General features: G+C 60.4%; 13 protein-coding genes. 9 read left to right on the forward strand and 4 right to left on the reverse strand.

Annotation, left to right across the window (positions count from 1 at the left end):
- Window positions 1-13: 13 nt before the first annotated feature.
- On the forward strand, window positions 14-955 hold the full coding sequence (locus J5Y17_RS16210) for an MBL fold metallo-hydrolase (RefSeq protein WP_219786563.1): 942 nt from the start codon (window positions 14-16) through the stop codon (window positions 953-955).
- A 226-nt stretch (window positions 956-1,181) separates the two neighbouring features.
- Window positions 1,182-2,135 (forward strand): 1-phosphofructokinase family hexose kinase, encoded by a 954-nt coding sequence (locus J5Y17_RS16215; RefSeq protein WP_219786565.1) that lies wholly within the window; start codon window positions 1,182-1,184, stop codon window positions 2,133-2,135.
- A 3-nt stretch (window positions 2,136-2,138) separates the two neighbouring features.
- Here the strand turns inward: J5Y17_RS16215 and J5Y17_RS16220 are convergent, their stop codons facing one another.
- Complete coding sequence (locus J5Y17_RS16220) at window positions 2,139-3,374, reverse strand: Hsp70 family protein (protein ID WP_219786566.1); 1,236 nt, start codon at window positions 3,372-3,374, stop codon at window positions 2,139-2,141.
- A 65-nt stretch (window positions 3,375-3,439) separates the two neighbouring features.
- Entirely contained in the window at window positions 3,440-5,098 is a 1,659-nt protein-coding gene (locus tag J5Y17_RS16225) for an NAD+ synthase (RefSeq protein ID WP_219786680.1), read from the reverse strand.
- A 228-nt stretch (window positions 5,099-5,326) separates the two neighbouring features.
- Here J5Y17_RS16225 and J5Y17_RS16230 point away from each other — a divergent pair, with 228 nt between their 5' ends.
- Window positions 5,327-6,808, forward strand: a complete 1,482-nt coding sequence (locus tag J5Y17_RS16230) for a 2-isopropylmalate synthase (RefSeq protein ID WP_219786568.1) — start codon at window positions 5,327-5,329, stop codon at window positions 6,806-6,808.
- Window positions 6,809-6,811: 3 nt separating this feature from the next.
- Here J5Y17_RS16230 and J5Y17_RS16235 read toward each other — a convergent pair whose 3' ends face one another.
- Complete coding sequence (locus J5Y17_RS16235) at window positions 6,812-8,341, reverse strand: cryptochrome/photolyase family protein (protein ID WP_255572165.1); 1,530 nt, start codon at window positions 8,339-8,341, stop codon at window positions 6,812-6,814.
- Window positions 8,335-8,991: an SDR family NAD(P)-dependent oxidoreductase gene (locus J5Y17_RS16240; RefSeq protein WP_219786571.1), complete on the reverse strand. Its 657-nt coding sequence runs from the start codon at window positions 8,989-8,991 to the stop codon at window positions 8,335-8,337. The genes J5Y17_RS16235 and J5Y17_RS16240 overlap by 7 nt, the downstream gene beginning before the upstream one ends.
- Window positions 8,992-9,277: 286 nt before the next feature.
- Between J5Y17_RS16240 and J5Y17_RS16245 the strand changes: the two genes are divergently transcribed.
- The 6 genes from J5Y17_RS16245 to rodA all read left to right on the forward strand — a co-directional run bounded on the left by J5Y17_RS16245 (window position 9,278) and on the right by rodA (window position 16,712).
- The gene (locus tag J5Y17_RS16245) at window positions 9,278-10,855 is read left to right on the forward strand and encodes a 2-isopropylmalate synthase (RefSeq protein WP_219786573.1); all 1,578 of its coding nucleotides are present in this window, start codon (window positions 9,278-9,280) and stop codon (window positions 10,853-10,855) included.
- A 223-nt stretch (window positions 10,856-11,078) separates the two neighbouring features.
- Window positions 11,079-12,116: a rod shape-determining protein gene (locus J5Y17_RS16250; RefSeq protein ID WP_219786575.1), complete on the forward strand. Its 1,038-nt coding sequence runs from the start codon at window positions 11,079-11,081 to the stop codon at window positions 12,114-12,116.
- Window positions 12,117-12,189: 73 nt separating this feature from the next.
- The gene (gene mreC / locus J5Y17_RS16255) at window positions 12,190-13,119 is read left to right on the forward strand and encodes a rod shape-determining protein MreC (protein ID WP_219786577.1); all 930 of its coding nucleotides are present in this window, start codon (window positions 12,190-12,192) and stop codon (window positions 13,117-13,119) included.
- Complete coding sequence (locus tag J5Y17_RS16260) at window positions 13,112-13,651, forward strand: rod shape-determining protein MreD (RefSeq protein WP_219786579.1); 540 nt, start codon at window positions 13,112-13,114, stop codon at window positions 13,649-13,651. Before mreC ends, J5Y17_RS16260 begins: the two co-directional genes overlap by 8 nt.
- A complete protein-coding gene (mrdA, locus tag J5Y17_RS16265) occupies window positions 13,648-15,567 on the forward strand; it encodes a penicillin-binding protein 2 (RefSeq protein WP_219786581.1) in 1,920 nt (639 codons plus the stop codon). The genes J5Y17_RS16260 and mrdA overlap by 4 nt, the downstream gene beginning before the upstream one ends.
- Window positions 15,564-16,712: a rod shape-determining protein RodA gene (gene rodA / locus J5Y17_RS16270; RefSeq protein ID WP_219786583.1), complete on the forward strand. Its 1,149-nt coding sequence runs from the start codon at window positions 15,564-15,566 to the stop codon at window positions 16,710-16,712. The genes mrdA and rodA overlap by 4 nt, the downstream gene beginning before the upstream one ends.
- The last annotated feature ends 5 nt before the right edge of the window (window positions 16,713-16,717 follow it).

A 16,717-nucleotide genomic window follows, 5' to 3' on the forward strand; every position in this document is an offset into this window, starting at 1 on the left:
GAGGACGCACATTATGAAAAACACTTCTCTGAGAACGCCTTACCTATCCCGCCGCCATCTCTTGCTGGGTGCTGCGGCTATGCCAGTGGCTGCAAGCCTGCCCTTCGGCGCCCGTGCCGAAGCGCCGATGATGGGCGCGGCGTTAGCCCCCTATCGTCGCTTCACACTCGGCAATTTCGAGGTGACGACGCTTTTGGCCGGCACCCGCACCGTGCCCGATCCGCAATCGATCTTTGGCCTCAACGCCTCAGAAGAAGAATTCGCCGCCGCCTCCGAGGCCGCATTCATCCCCGCTGATGCCGCGCAGTTTTTCTTTACGCCCACGCTGGTGAACACCGGCTCCGAGCTGATCCTCTTTGACACCGGCCTCGCGCCCGAGGGCATCACCGCCGCACTGGAAGCCGCGGGCTATACCGCGGACCAAGTCGACCGCGTTGTGATCACCCATATGCACGGCGACCACATCGGCGGCATCTACACCGATGCGCCGACTTTCGCGAATGCCGCCTATTCGACCGGCTCAGTGGAAATGGATCACTGGGATATGTCCGGCAATGACGGGTTCGAGGCCAAGATCCGCCCCCTTCAGGACCAATTCGACCTTTTGGATGATGGCTCCGAAGTCACTTCCGGCATCACAGCCATGGCCGCCTTTGGTCACACCCCGGGCCACATGGCCTATCATCTCGAAAGTGAAGGCGCACGTCTGATCCTCGGCGCGGATTTCGCCAACCATTACGTCTACTCGCTGGCCAACCCGGATTGGGAGGTGCTTTACGACACCGACAAAGCGATGGCCGCCACGACACGTCGCAAACTTTTGGACATGATGGCAGCGGACCGCGTGCCCTTCATCGGCTATCACATGCCCTTCCCTGCACTGGGCTATGTTGCCGCGAAGGACAGCAATTTCGAATATGTTCCGGCCAGTTACCAGACCATGATCGAAAGCTGACTACCTCTGCGGCGGGCCACCAATCCGGTCCGCCGCAGCACGCGCCTGTCAGAGCCCCTTGCAACTGGTCCGTGTCACATATCATTTGCAAAAGCATTAGACAGTGCCGGACGGGACTGCGTAAAAAACGGTCGTAAGGCAGGACGACGTGACCTGCATCAATGATGTTAACGCTAGCGGCGCTAAGATCGGCCAAAAGTGAGAGAGTCGTGACACGGAGACACCCATGGCCCATATCCTGACCATCACATTGAACCCGACCGTGGACCTGTCCACCGCGACTGCCACCGTCGAAGCGGGGCCGAAGCTGCGCTGTACAACGCCAGAAGCCGATCCGGGCGGCGGCGGCATCAACGTGTCGCGCGCGATCAAATTCCTGGGTGGTGACAGCACCGCTTTTACCGCCGTCGGCGGCGAAACAGGCGCGCAGCTTTTACGGCTTTTGGCGAAGGAACATGTGCGTTTCACCGCCTTTTCCGTCACCGGCGGCGCCACGCGGCAATCTATCGCCGTGACCGAGCAAGAGACCGGCAAACAATACCGTTTCGTCATGCCCGGACCCTATTGGAACCACGAGATGGTCAACGAGTCGCTCAACGCCATTGCACAAGCCGCGCCCGCGAGCGGTGTCATCGTACTCTCCGGCTCGCAACCGCCGGGCGTGCCGATGGATTACCCGGCCCGTCTGGCGCGCCATCTGGCCGCGAAAGGCGTGCAACTGTTCGTCGACACCTCTGGTCAGCCGCTACATGAATTGGTCAAACACACGGCCAATCCCTATGTGCTTCGAATGGATGATGTCGAGGCGGAGGATTTGGCGGGGCACCCGCTTCCGACGCGCGAGGACACGGCGGATTTCGCCTCAGAATTGGTGGCCAAAGGGGTCGCCGAAAACGTCATCGTCGCGCGGGGGGCGGATGGATCGACGCTCGCCAATTCAACAGGGCGCTGGCACGCATCGCGGGCGATCAATCCCGAAGATGTGGTCTCCGCCGTGGGCGCAGGCGACAGTTTCGTGGGCGCGTTTTCCTATGCCTTGACCCGCGGTGATGCGATGCAAGAGGCGCTGTGTTTTGGCACCGCCGCCGCCTCCGCCGCCGTATTGACCGCCGGGACGCAGTTGTGCTCGTCGGAGGATGTGTCCCGACTTTTGCCCGACTGCGAATTGATCACGCTGTAGGCCCTATGCCCCTTCGGCGGAGGCCAAAGCGAGACCATCAACGACTGCCGTAAAGGCCTCGCCGCGCAACGCGCGGGCCTCAGGCAGCACGGTTTGGCAGGCCGCTTCTACGACATGCATCAGACTTGAGCCGCCGACATATACGACCGCGCCGATGGCCTCGGCCGCGAGCCCCGCAAGCGCAAGGGTGGCCGTTATCGCCTCTGCAAGCTCAGCCTGATAACTCGCCAAATCCTCGGCCAGCGCGGCGGGGGTCAAAGGCGCAGACAGGCCTTTTTCAATAAGCGCCAGATCAATCTGTGCCGCCGCACCGCCATTGGCCCCAATCTTCGCCGCCTCCACCGCAAAGGCCAGATCATGGCCCAACTCGGCCTCAATCACCTCAACGAGACGTTCGAGTTTTTCTGGTTCAACCGCATGGGCGTGAAGATCTTCGACCTTCGAGAGCGTGTCACGGGTGTAGAGAAAGGGGATGTTTTGCCAGGTCGCAAGGTCGTTGAAAATCTGTGTCGGCATGGGCAACAGGCCCTCACCAAAGGTCCGCCGCAGCTCGGTCCCCGCACCCAAGAGCGGCATGGCATGGGCAAGGCTCAGCGCGCGGTCGAAATGGGTGCCGCCAAGGCGAATACCGTGAGAGGCCAGCACCTCAACCTTGCCGTTTTCTTTGCGAAACAGCGTGAAATCCGAGGTGCCGCCACCGATGTCGACGACCAACCCGATCTCACTCGATTGCAAATCCGTCGAGGCCAGCGCCGCCGCTTCGGGTTCGGCCAGAAAGCGGATGCGAGAAAACCCGGCCATCTCGTAGGCCTCGCGCAGATCACGTTCCGCCTGCGCATCGCGTCCGGCATCTTTCGAGTGAAAATGCACCGGACGACCGGAAACGACGCCTGTGACCGGCTGACGCAGTTGATCTTCGGTGCGGGTTTTAAGCACTGTCAGGAATTGCGCGATCACCTCCAAAAGGCTCTGACGCTTGCCCCCAATAGGACGGGTTTCTCGCAACAAAGGTGTGCCCAACACGGATTTAAGCGCCCGCATATAGCGGCCCTCATCGCCGTCGATCAGCGCTTTGTTGGCCGCCGATCCGAGCCGCATGTTGCCGCGCGGATCAAAGAACACAGCCGTCGGCAGGGTCTTTTCACCGGGCTCAAGTTCGACGAGCCAAGGCGTGCCGTTGACCGCAAGGCCCAGCGCGGAATTCGATGTGCCGAAGTCGATGCCAACCGTGAGTTCCATAACGCGCCTCCTGAGGGGAAAGCGCGCTGTCTAACGCCGCAGAGCGCCTTGAGCAAGGGGAGGCGTCAGCTCGGATCGCGCCAGCGGCTTGCGATCGGATAGCGACGATCCAGCCAGAAAGCACGCGGCGTCAGACGGGTGCCCGGCGCGGATTGGAAGCGTTTGTATTCAGAGATATAGAGCAAATGCTCGACGCGCTTGACGGTTGCCCGGTCGAACCCAGCCTCGACCAGATCGGAGACGCTTTCCTCACGGTCTACCAGACCTTCGAGGATCGCATCCAGCACCTCATAGGGCGGCAGGCTGTCGTCATCACGCTGATCGGGGCGCAACTCCGCCGAGGGCGGCTTGTCGATGATCGTGACCGGGATGACCTCGCCCTCCGGACCCTTCATCCAATCGCGATGATTGGCATTGCGCCAGCGGCATTGCTCGAAGACGCGCGTTTTGTAGAGATCCTTGATCGGATTATAACCGCCGTTCATATCGCCATAGATCGTGCAATAGCCCACGGCCATTTCGGATTTATTACCTGTTGTCAGCAACATAGAGCCGAACTTGTTTGACAGCGCCATCAGGAGCAAACCCCGCAAACGCGACTGGATGTTTTCCTCGGTGGTGTCGAACGGAAGATCGCCAAAGATCGGCGCCAGTGTGTCGGTGATCGCATTGCGGCCTTGGGAAATCGGCACGAAGTCGTAGCGACATCCGAGACGATTAGCGATATCCTTGGCGTCGTCCAGAGAGCCCTGGGACGTGTATTCCGACGGCAGCATCACGCAGTGAACATTCTCGGCACCCAGCGCGTCGGTGGCAATAGTGGCGACAATCGCCGAGTCGATGCCGCCGGAGAGACCCAAAACGACCTTTTTGAATCCGGTCTTGCCAAGGTAATCGCGCAGGCTCTCGACCATGGCGCGATAATCCTGCTCCCACTCATCCGGCTGATGGGTCACTTCGCTCTCAAGCGCCACCCAGCGCCCGTCGGCTTTCTCGAAATCCACATGACGCAGCGCTTCATCAAAGGCTGGCAAAATATGCGCTGGCTTGCCGTGGCGGTTCAAGACGAAAGAGCCCCCGTCAAAGACCTGATCGTCCTGACCGCCAACCATGTTCAAATACACCAGAGGCACGTCATTCTCGATCACACGCGACACCATATGCGTGAGGCGCGTGTTGAATTTGTTGCGATAATACGGCGAGCCATTGGGCACGATCAGAATCTCCGCCCCGCTTTCAACCTGCGCCTCGGCGACGTCCTCATACCAGGCGTCTTCGCAAATCGGCGAGCCGATGCGCAGCGGGCCGATGGCATAGGGGCCTTCGATGGGGCCGGAGGCAAAAAGGCGTTTCTCGTCGAAGACCTTGTAATTCGGCAGGTGATGTTTGCGCAGCACCTGTTTGACGCCGCCATCGGCCAAAATCCAATAGCCATTGTAGAGCGCATCACCGTAGGAATAAGGCGCGCCGACACCAATCGCAGGACCGTTGATCGTCAGTGCAGCGAGTTCCTCGGCCATGGCCATGGCCGTGTTCACCAAAGCGGGCTTCATCACCAGATCCTGCGGCTGATAGCCGATCAGGAACAGCTCTGGAAAGACAATCATATCGGCGCCTGCCGCTTTGGCCTCGGCATATGCCGCGCGGACCTTGTCGGCATTGGCATCGATCGCGCCCACGGTCGGGTTGAGCTGGGCTAGGGTCAGGCGGAAGGTCTCGGTCATAACAGCGGTCTCGGCACTCATGTGTCCTCATCTCTTACGCCATGGTTTAGCAGAATGACGCTCAAGGGAAAGGCGCTCACGGGAAAAACATTTGAAGACCGCGGGCCTTACCCCTAGTCTGGCGCGCGAAAGGGCCCGCGGAGACAAGGGCCCGGATTAGAACAAGGTCCACCTAGGCGACCAAAGCGACACAGCGGCGGCCCAGGCAGACACATGACCTCATCGGGAATGGGACGTAAGACAGTGACACGAATGCGCATCACGCTTTTCGCGGTAACGATGATCGGGGCCATGCCTGCCCTCCCCATGGCGACGGCTGCACAGGACGCCAGACAGGTGGAAACCCGTCAGTTCGAAGAGGGCGGGATTTACGAGGGCACGTTCAAGGACGGCTTGCAGGACGGTGTGGGCACCTACAGCCTGCCCAACGGCTATGAATATACCGGCGAATGGGTGATGGGTGAGATCAGGGGCCAGGGCCTTGCGCGGTTCACCGACGGCTCGGTCTATGAGGGCGCTTTCGAGAAGGGCAAACCGCATGGCTTTGGCAAGATCACCTATGCCGACGGCGGCACCTATGAGGGCGACTGGGTCGAGGGTGAGGCCACCGGATCGGGCGTTGCGGTCTATGCCAACGGCGTGAAATATGAGGGCGGCTTTCTGGCTGCCAAGCACCACGGACAAGGACGTCTGGAAAGCCCGACCGGCTATATCTACGAGGGCGGCTGGGTCAACGGTGTTAAGGAAGGCCGTGGAACAATCACCTATCCCGAGGGCGCGACCTACGAGGGCGAAATGGCCCGCGACATGCGCCACGGGCAAGGCGTGTTGACCACCGACGAGGGCATGATTCTCGATTGCAACTGGGTTGAAAATCAGTGCAACGGTCAGGGCACGATCACCCAGCCCAATGGGGATGTGTTCACCGGCGAGCTGGTTGGCGGGAAACGTCAGGGCGAAGGCAAAGTGACCTATGCCAACGGCGACGTCTACGAAGGCAGCTTTGACGACGACAAACGCGATGGCCAAGGCACGTTCACCGGCGCGGACGGTTACCTTTATGTCGGCGCTTGGACCGATGGGCGGATCGAGGGTCAGGGTCAGGTGACCTACCCGGACGGCTCCGTCTATGTCGGTGAATTCCTTGACGACCTGTCACATGGCAAGGGCAAGATCACCTATCCCAATGGCACGACCTATGAGGGCGATTGGCAATATGGCGTGATCGACGGCACGGGCGTGGCACACTATGCAGGCGGACTGACCTATGAGGGCGAGTTCAAGAACGCGCAGAACCACGGCAAAGGCAAAATGACCTACGCCGATGGCTTCGTCTACGACGGCGACTGGGTCGATGGTCAACGTCAGGGCAAAGGCAAAGCCACCTATGTCGACGGCACAGTCTATGAGGGCGATTACGTCGCGGGCAAACGGGACGGGATCGGTTCCATTGTGATGGCATCGGGGTTCACCTACACCGGCGAGTGGAAAGACGGCGAAATTCAGGGCCGCGGCAAAGCGACTTACCCCAATGGCGACAGCTATGAGGGCATGTTTGTCGCAGGTAAATCCAACGGCCACGGCACGATCACCTATGCCGATGGCAAAGTGGTCTCGGGCGAATGGGTCGATGGGGCCTTGGTCTCCGAGGATGCGCCTGCGGAGGACACCCCGGCAGACCCCGCGCCGGAAGCACCCGCCTCCGAATAAACGCTAAACAGTTTCCCCATTCGAGAGGCGGTCCAGAAATGCGGCCGCCTCTTTTCGTATCGTTTGGCGTTTGTCCTCATCCATCCGATCCCAAGTCCGATACATCTGCCCCATACGCGGATTGCCTTTGAACCGCTCACGGTGGCGGTCGAGGAAATGCCAATACAAGAGGTTGAATGGACAGGCCCCCTCCCCCGTCTTCTTCGTCACCGCATAGGCGCAGTCACCACAATAATCCGACATCTTGTGGATGTAATTGCCCGAGGAAATATAGGGTTTGGACGCGATCACCCCGCCATCGGCAAATTGGCTCATCCCCACCGTATTGGGCGCTTCGACCCACTCGAAGGCGTCGATGTAAACCGCCAGATACCACTCATGCACCTCCTTCGGATTGACCCCGGCCAAAAGCGCGAAGTTGCCGGTGACCATGAGGCGCTGAATGTGGTGGGCATAGGCGTCTTCGCGGGTCTGGGCGACCGCGTGCGACAGGCAATTCATCCTGGTCTCAGCGCCCCAGTAGAGCGCAGGAAGGCCACGTTGATGATTGAGTTTGTTCTGGTGCGGATAGTCGGGGCCTTTGAGAAAATAGAGCCCACGGACATATTCGCGCCAGCCGAGGATTTGCCGGATGAAGCCTTCGGCGGAGTTGATCGGCACTTTGCCATCGCGGTAGCGTTGCTCGACCGCGCGGCAGAGTTCTAAAGGGTCCAAGAGGCCGATGTTGAGATAGGCTGACAAAAGCGAGTGATGCAGCACGCGGTCATTCGAGAGCATCGCATCCTGATAGGTGCCGAAGTCCTGCAAATGATGATCAAGGAAATGCTGCTGCGCACATTCGGCGTCCTTGCGCGTCACCGCATAAGAGAACGGGCGCAGCTCTCCGAAGTTCTCACCAAACTTCGCCTCGACCAGATCGAGGACCTTGCGGGTGATCTCGTCCGGCTTGAACGTCAGAGGCTTGATCCGGAACAGGTCGTCAGACGCGGGTTTGCGATTGTCGTGGTCGAAGTTCCATTGCCCACCAGAGGGCGCGTCGCCGTCCATCAGAAGCCCGGTTTTGCGCCGCATTTCACGGTAAAAATATTCCATCCGAAGCGCCTTGCGCCCTTCAGCCCAATCGGCGAACTCCTGTTCCGTCGCGATGAACCGCGTATCGGGCAATTGCCGCACAGGTATCGCGCTTTCCTCGGCCTCTAAGCGCAATCGCCATTCCCCGGCCTCTGTCATGACAATCTCATCCGCGCCGTGGCCTTGCGCCCGACGTCGTGCTTCGCCCAAAAGCGACTGCGTATTGTCCTCATCGTCGAGCTTTGTGTAGGCCACCTGCCAGCCCGCGGCGCGCAGCTCTTCGGCGAAATGGCGCATGGCGGCAAAGATCAGCGCGATCTTTTTCGGGTGATGCGCGACGTAATCGGTCTCTGCGGCGACCTCCGCCATGACGACCAGATCGCGCGCCTTATCGCCTTCTTTGAGCGACGACATCTCAGAAGAAAGCTGATCGCCGAGGATCAGGATGACACGGCTCACCAGGGCACCTCCTGCCCTTTCCAGTCGAAAAACCGCCCCGTGTCTTGCGGCTCCCGCGCCGCCATGACGTCGATCAGATGACCGGCGGCTCCCTCCGGGCTCAACTTGTCACGGCTGTAGCCTTCGGTGAATTTGGTGGCCACCGTGCCGGGGTGATAGGCGATGAGGCAGGCCTGTTTGTGACCGCGCGCGATCTCGATAGCCGCCGTGCGGGTCAATTGATTGGCCGCCGCCTTCGCCGCGCGGTAGCTGTACCAGCCACCCAAGTGATTGTCGCCGATGGAGCCCACACGCGCGGTCAGAACGGCCACCACCGAGGGCGCATCTTTCGGCAAGAGCCGGGGCAATTCGCGCAGGATCAAAGCCGGGCCGATGGCATTGGTCGCGAATTGATCGCGCAGCGCCTCGGCGCTCAGCGCCCGCAAGGATTTCTCCGGCGGCGCCCCTGCCCCTTCGAGTTTCCCGGTGGCAATCACAACGCGCTCGAACGGACCTTCGAGGGCTCCAAGATGCGCCGCCACGCTGTCGGGATCGGTGACGTCCAGCCCGTCTTCGCGCCGCGACAGGCCGGTGACCGCCATCCCCTGGTCCGTGAAACTATGACAGACTGCCGCGCCGATCCCGCCTGAGGCGCCTATGACCAATGCTTTCATATCTCTATCCTCTCAGAGACATTACGCCGCTCTGCCGAATATGGTTCAAAATCAGACTTTTGGATTTTTGGGGTTTTCAAGCCGCCCGCGCGGAGTATATTCCGACCCCATGACGAGCACGACACATATCGCGGCATGCCATTCTGCCTTGCCCCCGCACTCCGGTGCGGCGCTTCGTCGTGGCCTCCTCCTTCTTAGCTGCCTCTGAGCGTGCCGACGGCGCGATGCTCAGAGGTGACCGCATGCGCCGGAGAGAAACGCTAAGGACTAAAAGAGAGATTTCAAAATGACCGAGACAACCAAGCAGGACCGCGTCCTGATTTTCGACACGACCCTGCGCGACGGCGAACAATCCCCCGGCGCAACCATGAGCCACAATGAGAAGCTCGAGATTGCCGCCATGCTCGACGAGATGGGCGTGGACATCATCGAGGCGGGTTTTCCGATTGCCTCCGAGGGCGATTTCGAAGCGGTCACCGACATCGCGAAAAACTCCAAGAACTCGGTGATCTGTGGCTTGGCGCGCGCCAGCCTACGCGACATCGACCGCTGCATGGAAGCCGTGCGCCACGCGGCCCGTCCCCGCATTCACACCTTTATCGGCACCTCGCCCCTGCACCGCGACATCACGGCGCTGACGATGGACGAGATGGCGGACAAGATCCACGAGACCGTGACCCACGCCCGCAACCTGACGGACAACGTGCAATGGTCGCCGATGGATGCGATCCGCACCGAGCACGATTATCTCTGCCGCGTCGTTGAGATTGCGATCAAGGCGGGTGCGACCACCATCAACATCCCCGACACAGTGGGCTACACCACGCCGCGCGAAAGCGCCGACATCATCCGTATGCTGTTGGAGCGCGTGCCGGGTGCTGACGAGATCATCTTTGCAACCCACTGTCACAACGATCTGGGCATGGCGACCGCCAACTCGCTGGCCGCCGTCGAAGCAGGCGCACGTCAGATCGAATGCACAATCAACGGTCTGGGCGAACGCGCGGGCAACACCGCACTCGAAGAGGTCGTCATGGCGCTCAAGGTGCGCAACGATGTGATGCCCTTCACCACCGGCATCGACACGACGAAGATCATGAACATCTCGCGTCGCGTGTCGCAGGTCTCCGGTTTCCCGGTGCAGCCGAACAAGGCCATCGTCGGCAAAAACGCCTTTGCTCATGAGTCCGGCATCCACCAGGATGGCATGCTGAAGAACAAGGAAACCTTCGAAATCATGCGCCCGCAGGACGTAGGTCTCTCGGGCACCTCCCTGCCCTTGGGCAAACACTCCGGCCGCGCCGCACTGCGCGCCAAGCTCGAAGAACTGGGCTACACGCTGGGCGACAACCAGCTCAAAGACCTGTTCGTCAGCTTCAAAGAGTTGGCGGATCGCAAGAAGGAAGTGCTGGATGATGACATCGTCGCGCTGATGCAGGCCACAGGTGCCGACAGCCAGAACGAGGTCATCAAGATCAAGCATCTGCGCGTGATCTGTGGGTCTGAGGCGCCGCAAACCGCCGACATCATCCTTGAAATCAATGGCGTCGAAAGCCATTGCACAGTTGAGGGCGACGGTCCGGTGGACGCGACCTTCAAAGCGATCAAAACCCTCTACCCGACTCAGGCGCGCTTGCAGCTCTATCAGGTGCAGGCCGTGACCGAAGGCACCGACGCGCAGGCGACCGTTATGGTGCGGATGGAAGAGGACGGTTTGATCTCCACCGGGCAAAGCTCACACACGGATACGGTGTTTGCCTCTGCCAAGGCCTATGTCAACGCACTGAACCGCCTGATCGTGCGCCGCGGCAAAACCGCACCGAACGCGGATGTGCGCGAGATCAAATACACTGACGCCAGCTGATCAAAGGCGGCATTCCGTTGCATGACTGTCAAAAGGCGCCCACCGGGCGCCTTTTTCGTGAGCGACGCCCGAATTTGAGCAAGTCTTCGCCAAGCCCAGCCCAAGCCCCCCCTTTTCCACAGCCAAAGCGCCCCCTATAAGTCTGCCGATACGGGGGGATTCTCCCCTTTGCGGCTGGCCTTTTTGGTTAGACGGGGCATACGGGGCACACACGGGGCACACAATGGCAGGATTTGCGGGACTTTTCTCTTCCGACATGGCAATCGACTTGGGCACGGCGAACACGCTGGTCTACGTCAAAGGCAAGGGCGTCATCCTCAATGAACCCTCCGTTGTGGCCTATCACGTCAAAGACGGACGCAAACAGGTGCTGGCCGTCGGCGAAGACGCCAAACACATGCTCGGCAAAACCCCCGGCTCCATCGAAGCCATTCGCCCGATGCGCGAAGGTGTGATCGCCGACTTCGACACCGCCGAGGAAATGATCAAACATTTCATTCGCAAAGTTCACAAACGCACCACCTTCTCCAAGCCGAAGATCATCGTCTGCGTGCCGCATGGCGCCACCCCCGTCGAGAAACGCGCAATCCGTCAGTCCGTGCTCTCCGCCGGTGCGCGCAAGGCCGGGCTGATCGCCGAACCGATCGCAGCGGCCATCGGCGCGGGCATGCCGATCACCGATCCGACCGGCAACATGGTCGTGGACATCGGCGGCGGCACCACCGAGGTGGCTGTTCTGTCTCTGGGCGACATCGTTTACGCGCGCTCCGTGCGTGTCGGCGGCGACCGGATGGATGACGCCATCATCGCCTACCTGCGCCGCCAGCAGAACCTTTTGATCGGCGAAGGCACCGCCGAGCGCATCAAGACCACCATCGGCACCGCACGGATGCCCGACGATGGCCGTGGCTCTGTGCTGACCATTCGCGGGCGCGACCTGTTGAACGGCGTGCCGAAAGAGATTGAGATCAACCAGGCGCAGGTTGCCGAAGCGCTGGCCGAGCCGGTGCAACAAATCTGCGAAGCGGTGATGACCGCTTTGGAAACCACTCCGCCGGATCTCGCCGCCGACATCGTCGACCGTGGCGTGATGCTGACGGGCGGTGGCGCGCTTTTGGGCGAATTGGATCTGGCGCTGCGCGAACAGACCGGCCTTGCCATTTCGGTGGCCGACGAGTCACTCAATTGTGTGGCTCTGGGCACTGGCAAAGCGCTGGAATATGAGAAACAACTCCGGCACGTTATTGACTACGACAGCTGAGGACCTGCGCCTTTCGGGCGCATCCCCAGTAAAATGTCTGGCGGGATGTCCGGCGCGCGGACCCGGAGGATAGATGGCCAGAAACAAGGGCAATTCGGAAACCTATGTCCGCCCGATCCGGCGTTTGCTGATCGGGATCATGCTCTTGTGCTTTCTCGGTCTCTTTATCCTCTGGCGCATCGACAGCCCACGGGTCGAACGGCTCCGTGCGGGCTTGGTCGACAAGGTGGTGCCTTCGTTTGAATGGGCCTTAATTCCGGTCACCAAAACCATCGGAATGATCGAGAATTTCCAAAGCTATCAAAGGCTTTACGATCAAAACCAGGAGCTGCGCAACGAGCTGCGCCAGATGCAGGCCTGGAAAGAAGCCGCGCTTCAGCTGGAACAGAAAAACGCCAAACTTCTGGATTTGAATAAGGTGCGGATCGACCCGCGCTACACCTATGTGACCGGCGTTGTGATGGCCGACAGCGGCTCTCCGTTTCGCCAATCCGTACTGTTGAACGTCGGCGCGCGTGACGGGATCATGGACGGCTGGGCCACGATGGACGGGATCGGCCTCGTTGGGCGTATCTCTGGTGTCGGACAGAACACCGCGCGGGTGATTCTCTTGACCGATAGCAACTCCCGCCTGCCGGTGACGATCCAGCCTTCAGGCCAGCGCGCCATCCTTTCGGGTGACAACTCCATCCGCCCCTCGCTCGATTTCATCGAGACACCCGAACTGGTCCGTCCCGGCGACCGGGTGATTTCCTCTGGCGATGGCGGGGTGTTTCCGCCGGGCATTCTGATCGGTCAAGTCGCCAAAGGCCCGGACCGGCGTCTGCGCGTCATTTTGGCCGCGGATTACGAACGCATGGACTACCTGCGCGTCTTGCGCACCCATGAGAGCGAACGCATCACGGACCCCGGCGCGCTGATCCTCCCGGAGCGGGATAGTCCGCTGCCTGACGCCGAGACGGTCGACGACGCAGAGCAAAGCGCGGAGGCCGAGAATGGTTGATCCCCGCACGGTGCGCACCTGGTCTTTCCGCGGTGTTTTCCTTGGGATCACCGCTCTAGCGACGTTTTTCTACCTCTTGCCCTTGCAAGTCGGCTCCGGTCGCTGGCCGGGCCCGGATCTGATCCTCGCCTTTGCCTTTGCCTGGGTCCTCAGACGCCCCGACTATGTGCCGGTGTTTCTATTGGCCCCTGTGCTGCTTTTGGCCGATTTCATCTTTCTGCGCCCGCCGGGCCTATGGGCCGCGCTCAGCATCATGGGCCTCGAATTCCTGCGCAGCCGCGAACCGACCTCGCGCGATCTGCCCTTTGCCATCGAATGGGCGATGGTGGCCGGTGTTATGCTGGCGATGGCGGTGACCTATCGCCTCAGCCTCGCGATTTTCATGGTGGATCAAACCTCTCTGGGGCTGGCCATTTTGGGACAAATTTCGACCATCTTGAGTTATCCTATCGTTATTGCCATTTCCCATTACGGACTTGGCATCGCCAAGATCACGCCGTCTGAGGCCGATGAGATGAGGTATGTGCGATGAAACGAACGCCTACGGAAAACGCCGCCTCCTCGCGCAAGATCACCCGCCGCGCCCTATTTCTGGGCGGTTCTCAGGTGGCCTTCATGGGCGCTTTGGGCCTGCGCATGCGCTATCTTCAGGTCGATCAGGCCGACACGTTCCGACTTTTGGCCGAGGAAAATCGCATTCGCGATTTCCTTTTAGCGCCCGCACGCGGGTTGATTTACGACCGAAACGGCGCGCTTTTGGCCGAGAACGAACAGACGCTTCGAGTTGTGATCCGCAAAGAAGACGCCGCCGAATTGGATGCCGTTCTCATCAAACTCCAAGAGTTGATCGGCATCACCGCCGAAGATCAGGCGCGCGTACGTGACGAGCTTAAAAAAGCCGGCCCCTCCGCCCCCGTGATCATCGCGGATCGACTAAGTTGGGAGGATTTCTCTCTCGTCTCCGCCAATGGCCCCGCGCTACCAGGGGTCACGCCCGAGGTCGGCCTGTCGCGCTACTACCCGCTGCACAGTGATTTCGCACACCTCGTCGGCTACGTCGGTCCGGTGTCCAGCTATGACATTTCCCGGATGGACACGGTCGATCCGGTCTACAAAATTCCGAAATTCCAACTTGGCAAATTCGGCATCGAAGCAAAACTCGAAGACACACTCAAGGGCAAGGCCGGGCTCAGACGTGTCGAGCAGAACGTGCACGCCCGGATCATCCGCGAGCTGGACCGCCAAGAGGGCCAGCCCGGCGCGAATGTGCAGCTGACCGTCGATCACAAAGTGCAGAACTTCGTTCAAGCGCGTCTGGGTGCCGAGAGTGCCGCCGCCGTGGTGATCGACGTGCAAACCGGCGACATCATCGCCGCGGGATCGACCCCTGCGTTTGATCCGAACCTGTTTGTGCGCGGCATTTCCGTGCCGGATTACAACGCGCTCTTGGAAAACGACCACCGGCCCCTGCCCGCGAAATCCGTGCAAGGCGCCTATCCCCCCGGCTCCACCTTTAAAATGGTAACCGCAATGGCCGCACTTGAGGCGGAGGTGACCACGCCCGACGAGACCGTGCGCTGTCTTGGCCATACGGAAGTTGGCGGGCGGCGGTTCCATTGCTGGAAACGTGCGGGCCATGGCAACGTGAACCTCGTCGGCTCGCTGCGCCATTCCTGCGACGTCTATTATTACGAGATGGCCCAGCGCGCAGGCATCGATCAAATCGCGGCGATGGGGCGGCGTCTCGGCCTCGGGCAGACCTACGATCTGCCGCTCTCCGGGATCAACTCGGGTCTCATGCCGGACAAACAATGGAAACTGGCCAATCGCGGTGCAGATTGGGTCGTCGGCGACAGCCTCAACGCCTCCATCGGTCAGGGGTTTGTCTTGGCAACGCCGATGCAGCTTGCTGTGATGACCGCCCGGATCGCCACCAACCGCGAAGTGATCCCGCGCATCGTGCGCTCCATCGACGGGGTCGAACAACCTGTTCAGGGCGGCGGCGACTTGGGCCTCAACGAAAACATGTTGCGCGCCGTGCGTCAGGGCATGTTCGAAGTCTCGAACTCCAATCGCGGCACGGCCTACGCCTCGCGGATCGCCGATGAGACCCTGCGCATGGCGGGCAAGACCGGGACCTCGCAGGTGCGCTCGACCGTGGTGAACAACAACAACGTGCCTTGGGAAGAGCGAGACCATGCGCTGTTCGTCGCGTTTGCCCCCTATGATGCGCCGCGCTACGCCATTTCCGTGGTGGTCGAACATGGCGGCGGCGGCTCCTCTGTTGCCGCACCTATCGCACGCGACCTGATGCTGTTCGCACTCCATGGTGCTGTGCCGCCGATGGAATCCTACCCGAGCTCGCAGCGCAACACGATCCGCGAGCGCTTCCGCACCCTGCCCCTGATCGGCAATGACGTGGAGAGCGACGAGAGGAGCCAAGCATGAGCTATCTCGAAAGCACGCTCAAGACGACGCCCACGGGCATCTCAAAGGTACTTTATGTCAACTGGGCGCTCGTGCTGTTGCTCTCCGCTGTCGCTTCCGTCGGCTTTCTGATGCTCTATTCCAACGCAGGCGGCTCGTTTCAGCCTTGGGCAGAGCCGCAGATGAAACGCTTTGCGCTTGGCATGGTGGCGATGCTGATGATCGCCATGGTGCCCATCTGGTTTTGGCGGAACATCGCGGGTCTGGCCTATATCTTTTCCTTCATGCTTTTGATTTTCGTGGAATTTTTCGGCCACGTCGGCATGGGCGCGCAGCGTTGGATCGATCTTGGCCCAATCAAACTTCAACCCTCCGAATTGATGAAAATCTCTCTCGTGATGCTGTTAGCGGCCTATTATGACTGGCTGCCTTTGGAGAAAGTCTCGCGGCCCTTGTGGGTCCTAATCCCCGTCGTTCTGATCCTTGTGCCAACCTTCCTCGTGCTCAAACAACCCGACCTCGGCACCTCAATTCTCTTGGTCGCGGGCGGCGCCATCGTGATGTTTGCGGCGGGTGTGAGCTGGATCTATTTCGGTGTCGTCATCGCGCTTTTCGCAGGCCTGATCACCGCCGTTTTCGCCTCACGCGGCACGCCGTGGCAGTTGCTCAACGACTACCAATATCGCCGCATCGACACTTTCCTCGACCCCTCCGCCGACCCTCTGGGGGCAGGCTATCACATCACACAGGCCAAGATCGCGCTTGGCTCCGGCGGCTGGACCGGGCGCGGGTTCATGCAGGGCACGCAATCGCGTTTGAACTTCCTGCCCGAAAAGCACACCGACTTTATCTTCACCACATTGGCTGAGGAATTCGGCTTTATCGGCGCCTTCTCGCTTTTGGCGCTTTACGCTGGGATCATCGTCTTTTGTCTGGTCTCCGCGATGAACAACAAGGACCGTTTCGGCGCGCTTGTGACCATCGGGATCGCCGCAACGTTTTTCCTCTTCTTCGCCGTGAACATGTCGATGGTGATGGGCCTGATGCCCGTCGTGGGGGTGCCTTTGCCGCTCGTGTCCTATGGTGGCTCGGCGATGCTGGTGCTCTTGGCGGCTTTCGGCATCCTGCAATCGGCGCATGTGCACCGCCCCCGCAGCAAAAGATGATTTAA

It is taken from the genome of Celeribacter sp. PS-C1, from assembly GCF_019429625.1.
Lineage (GTDB): Bacteria > Pseudomonadota > Alphaproteobacteria > Rhodobacterales > Rhodobacteraceae > Celeribacter.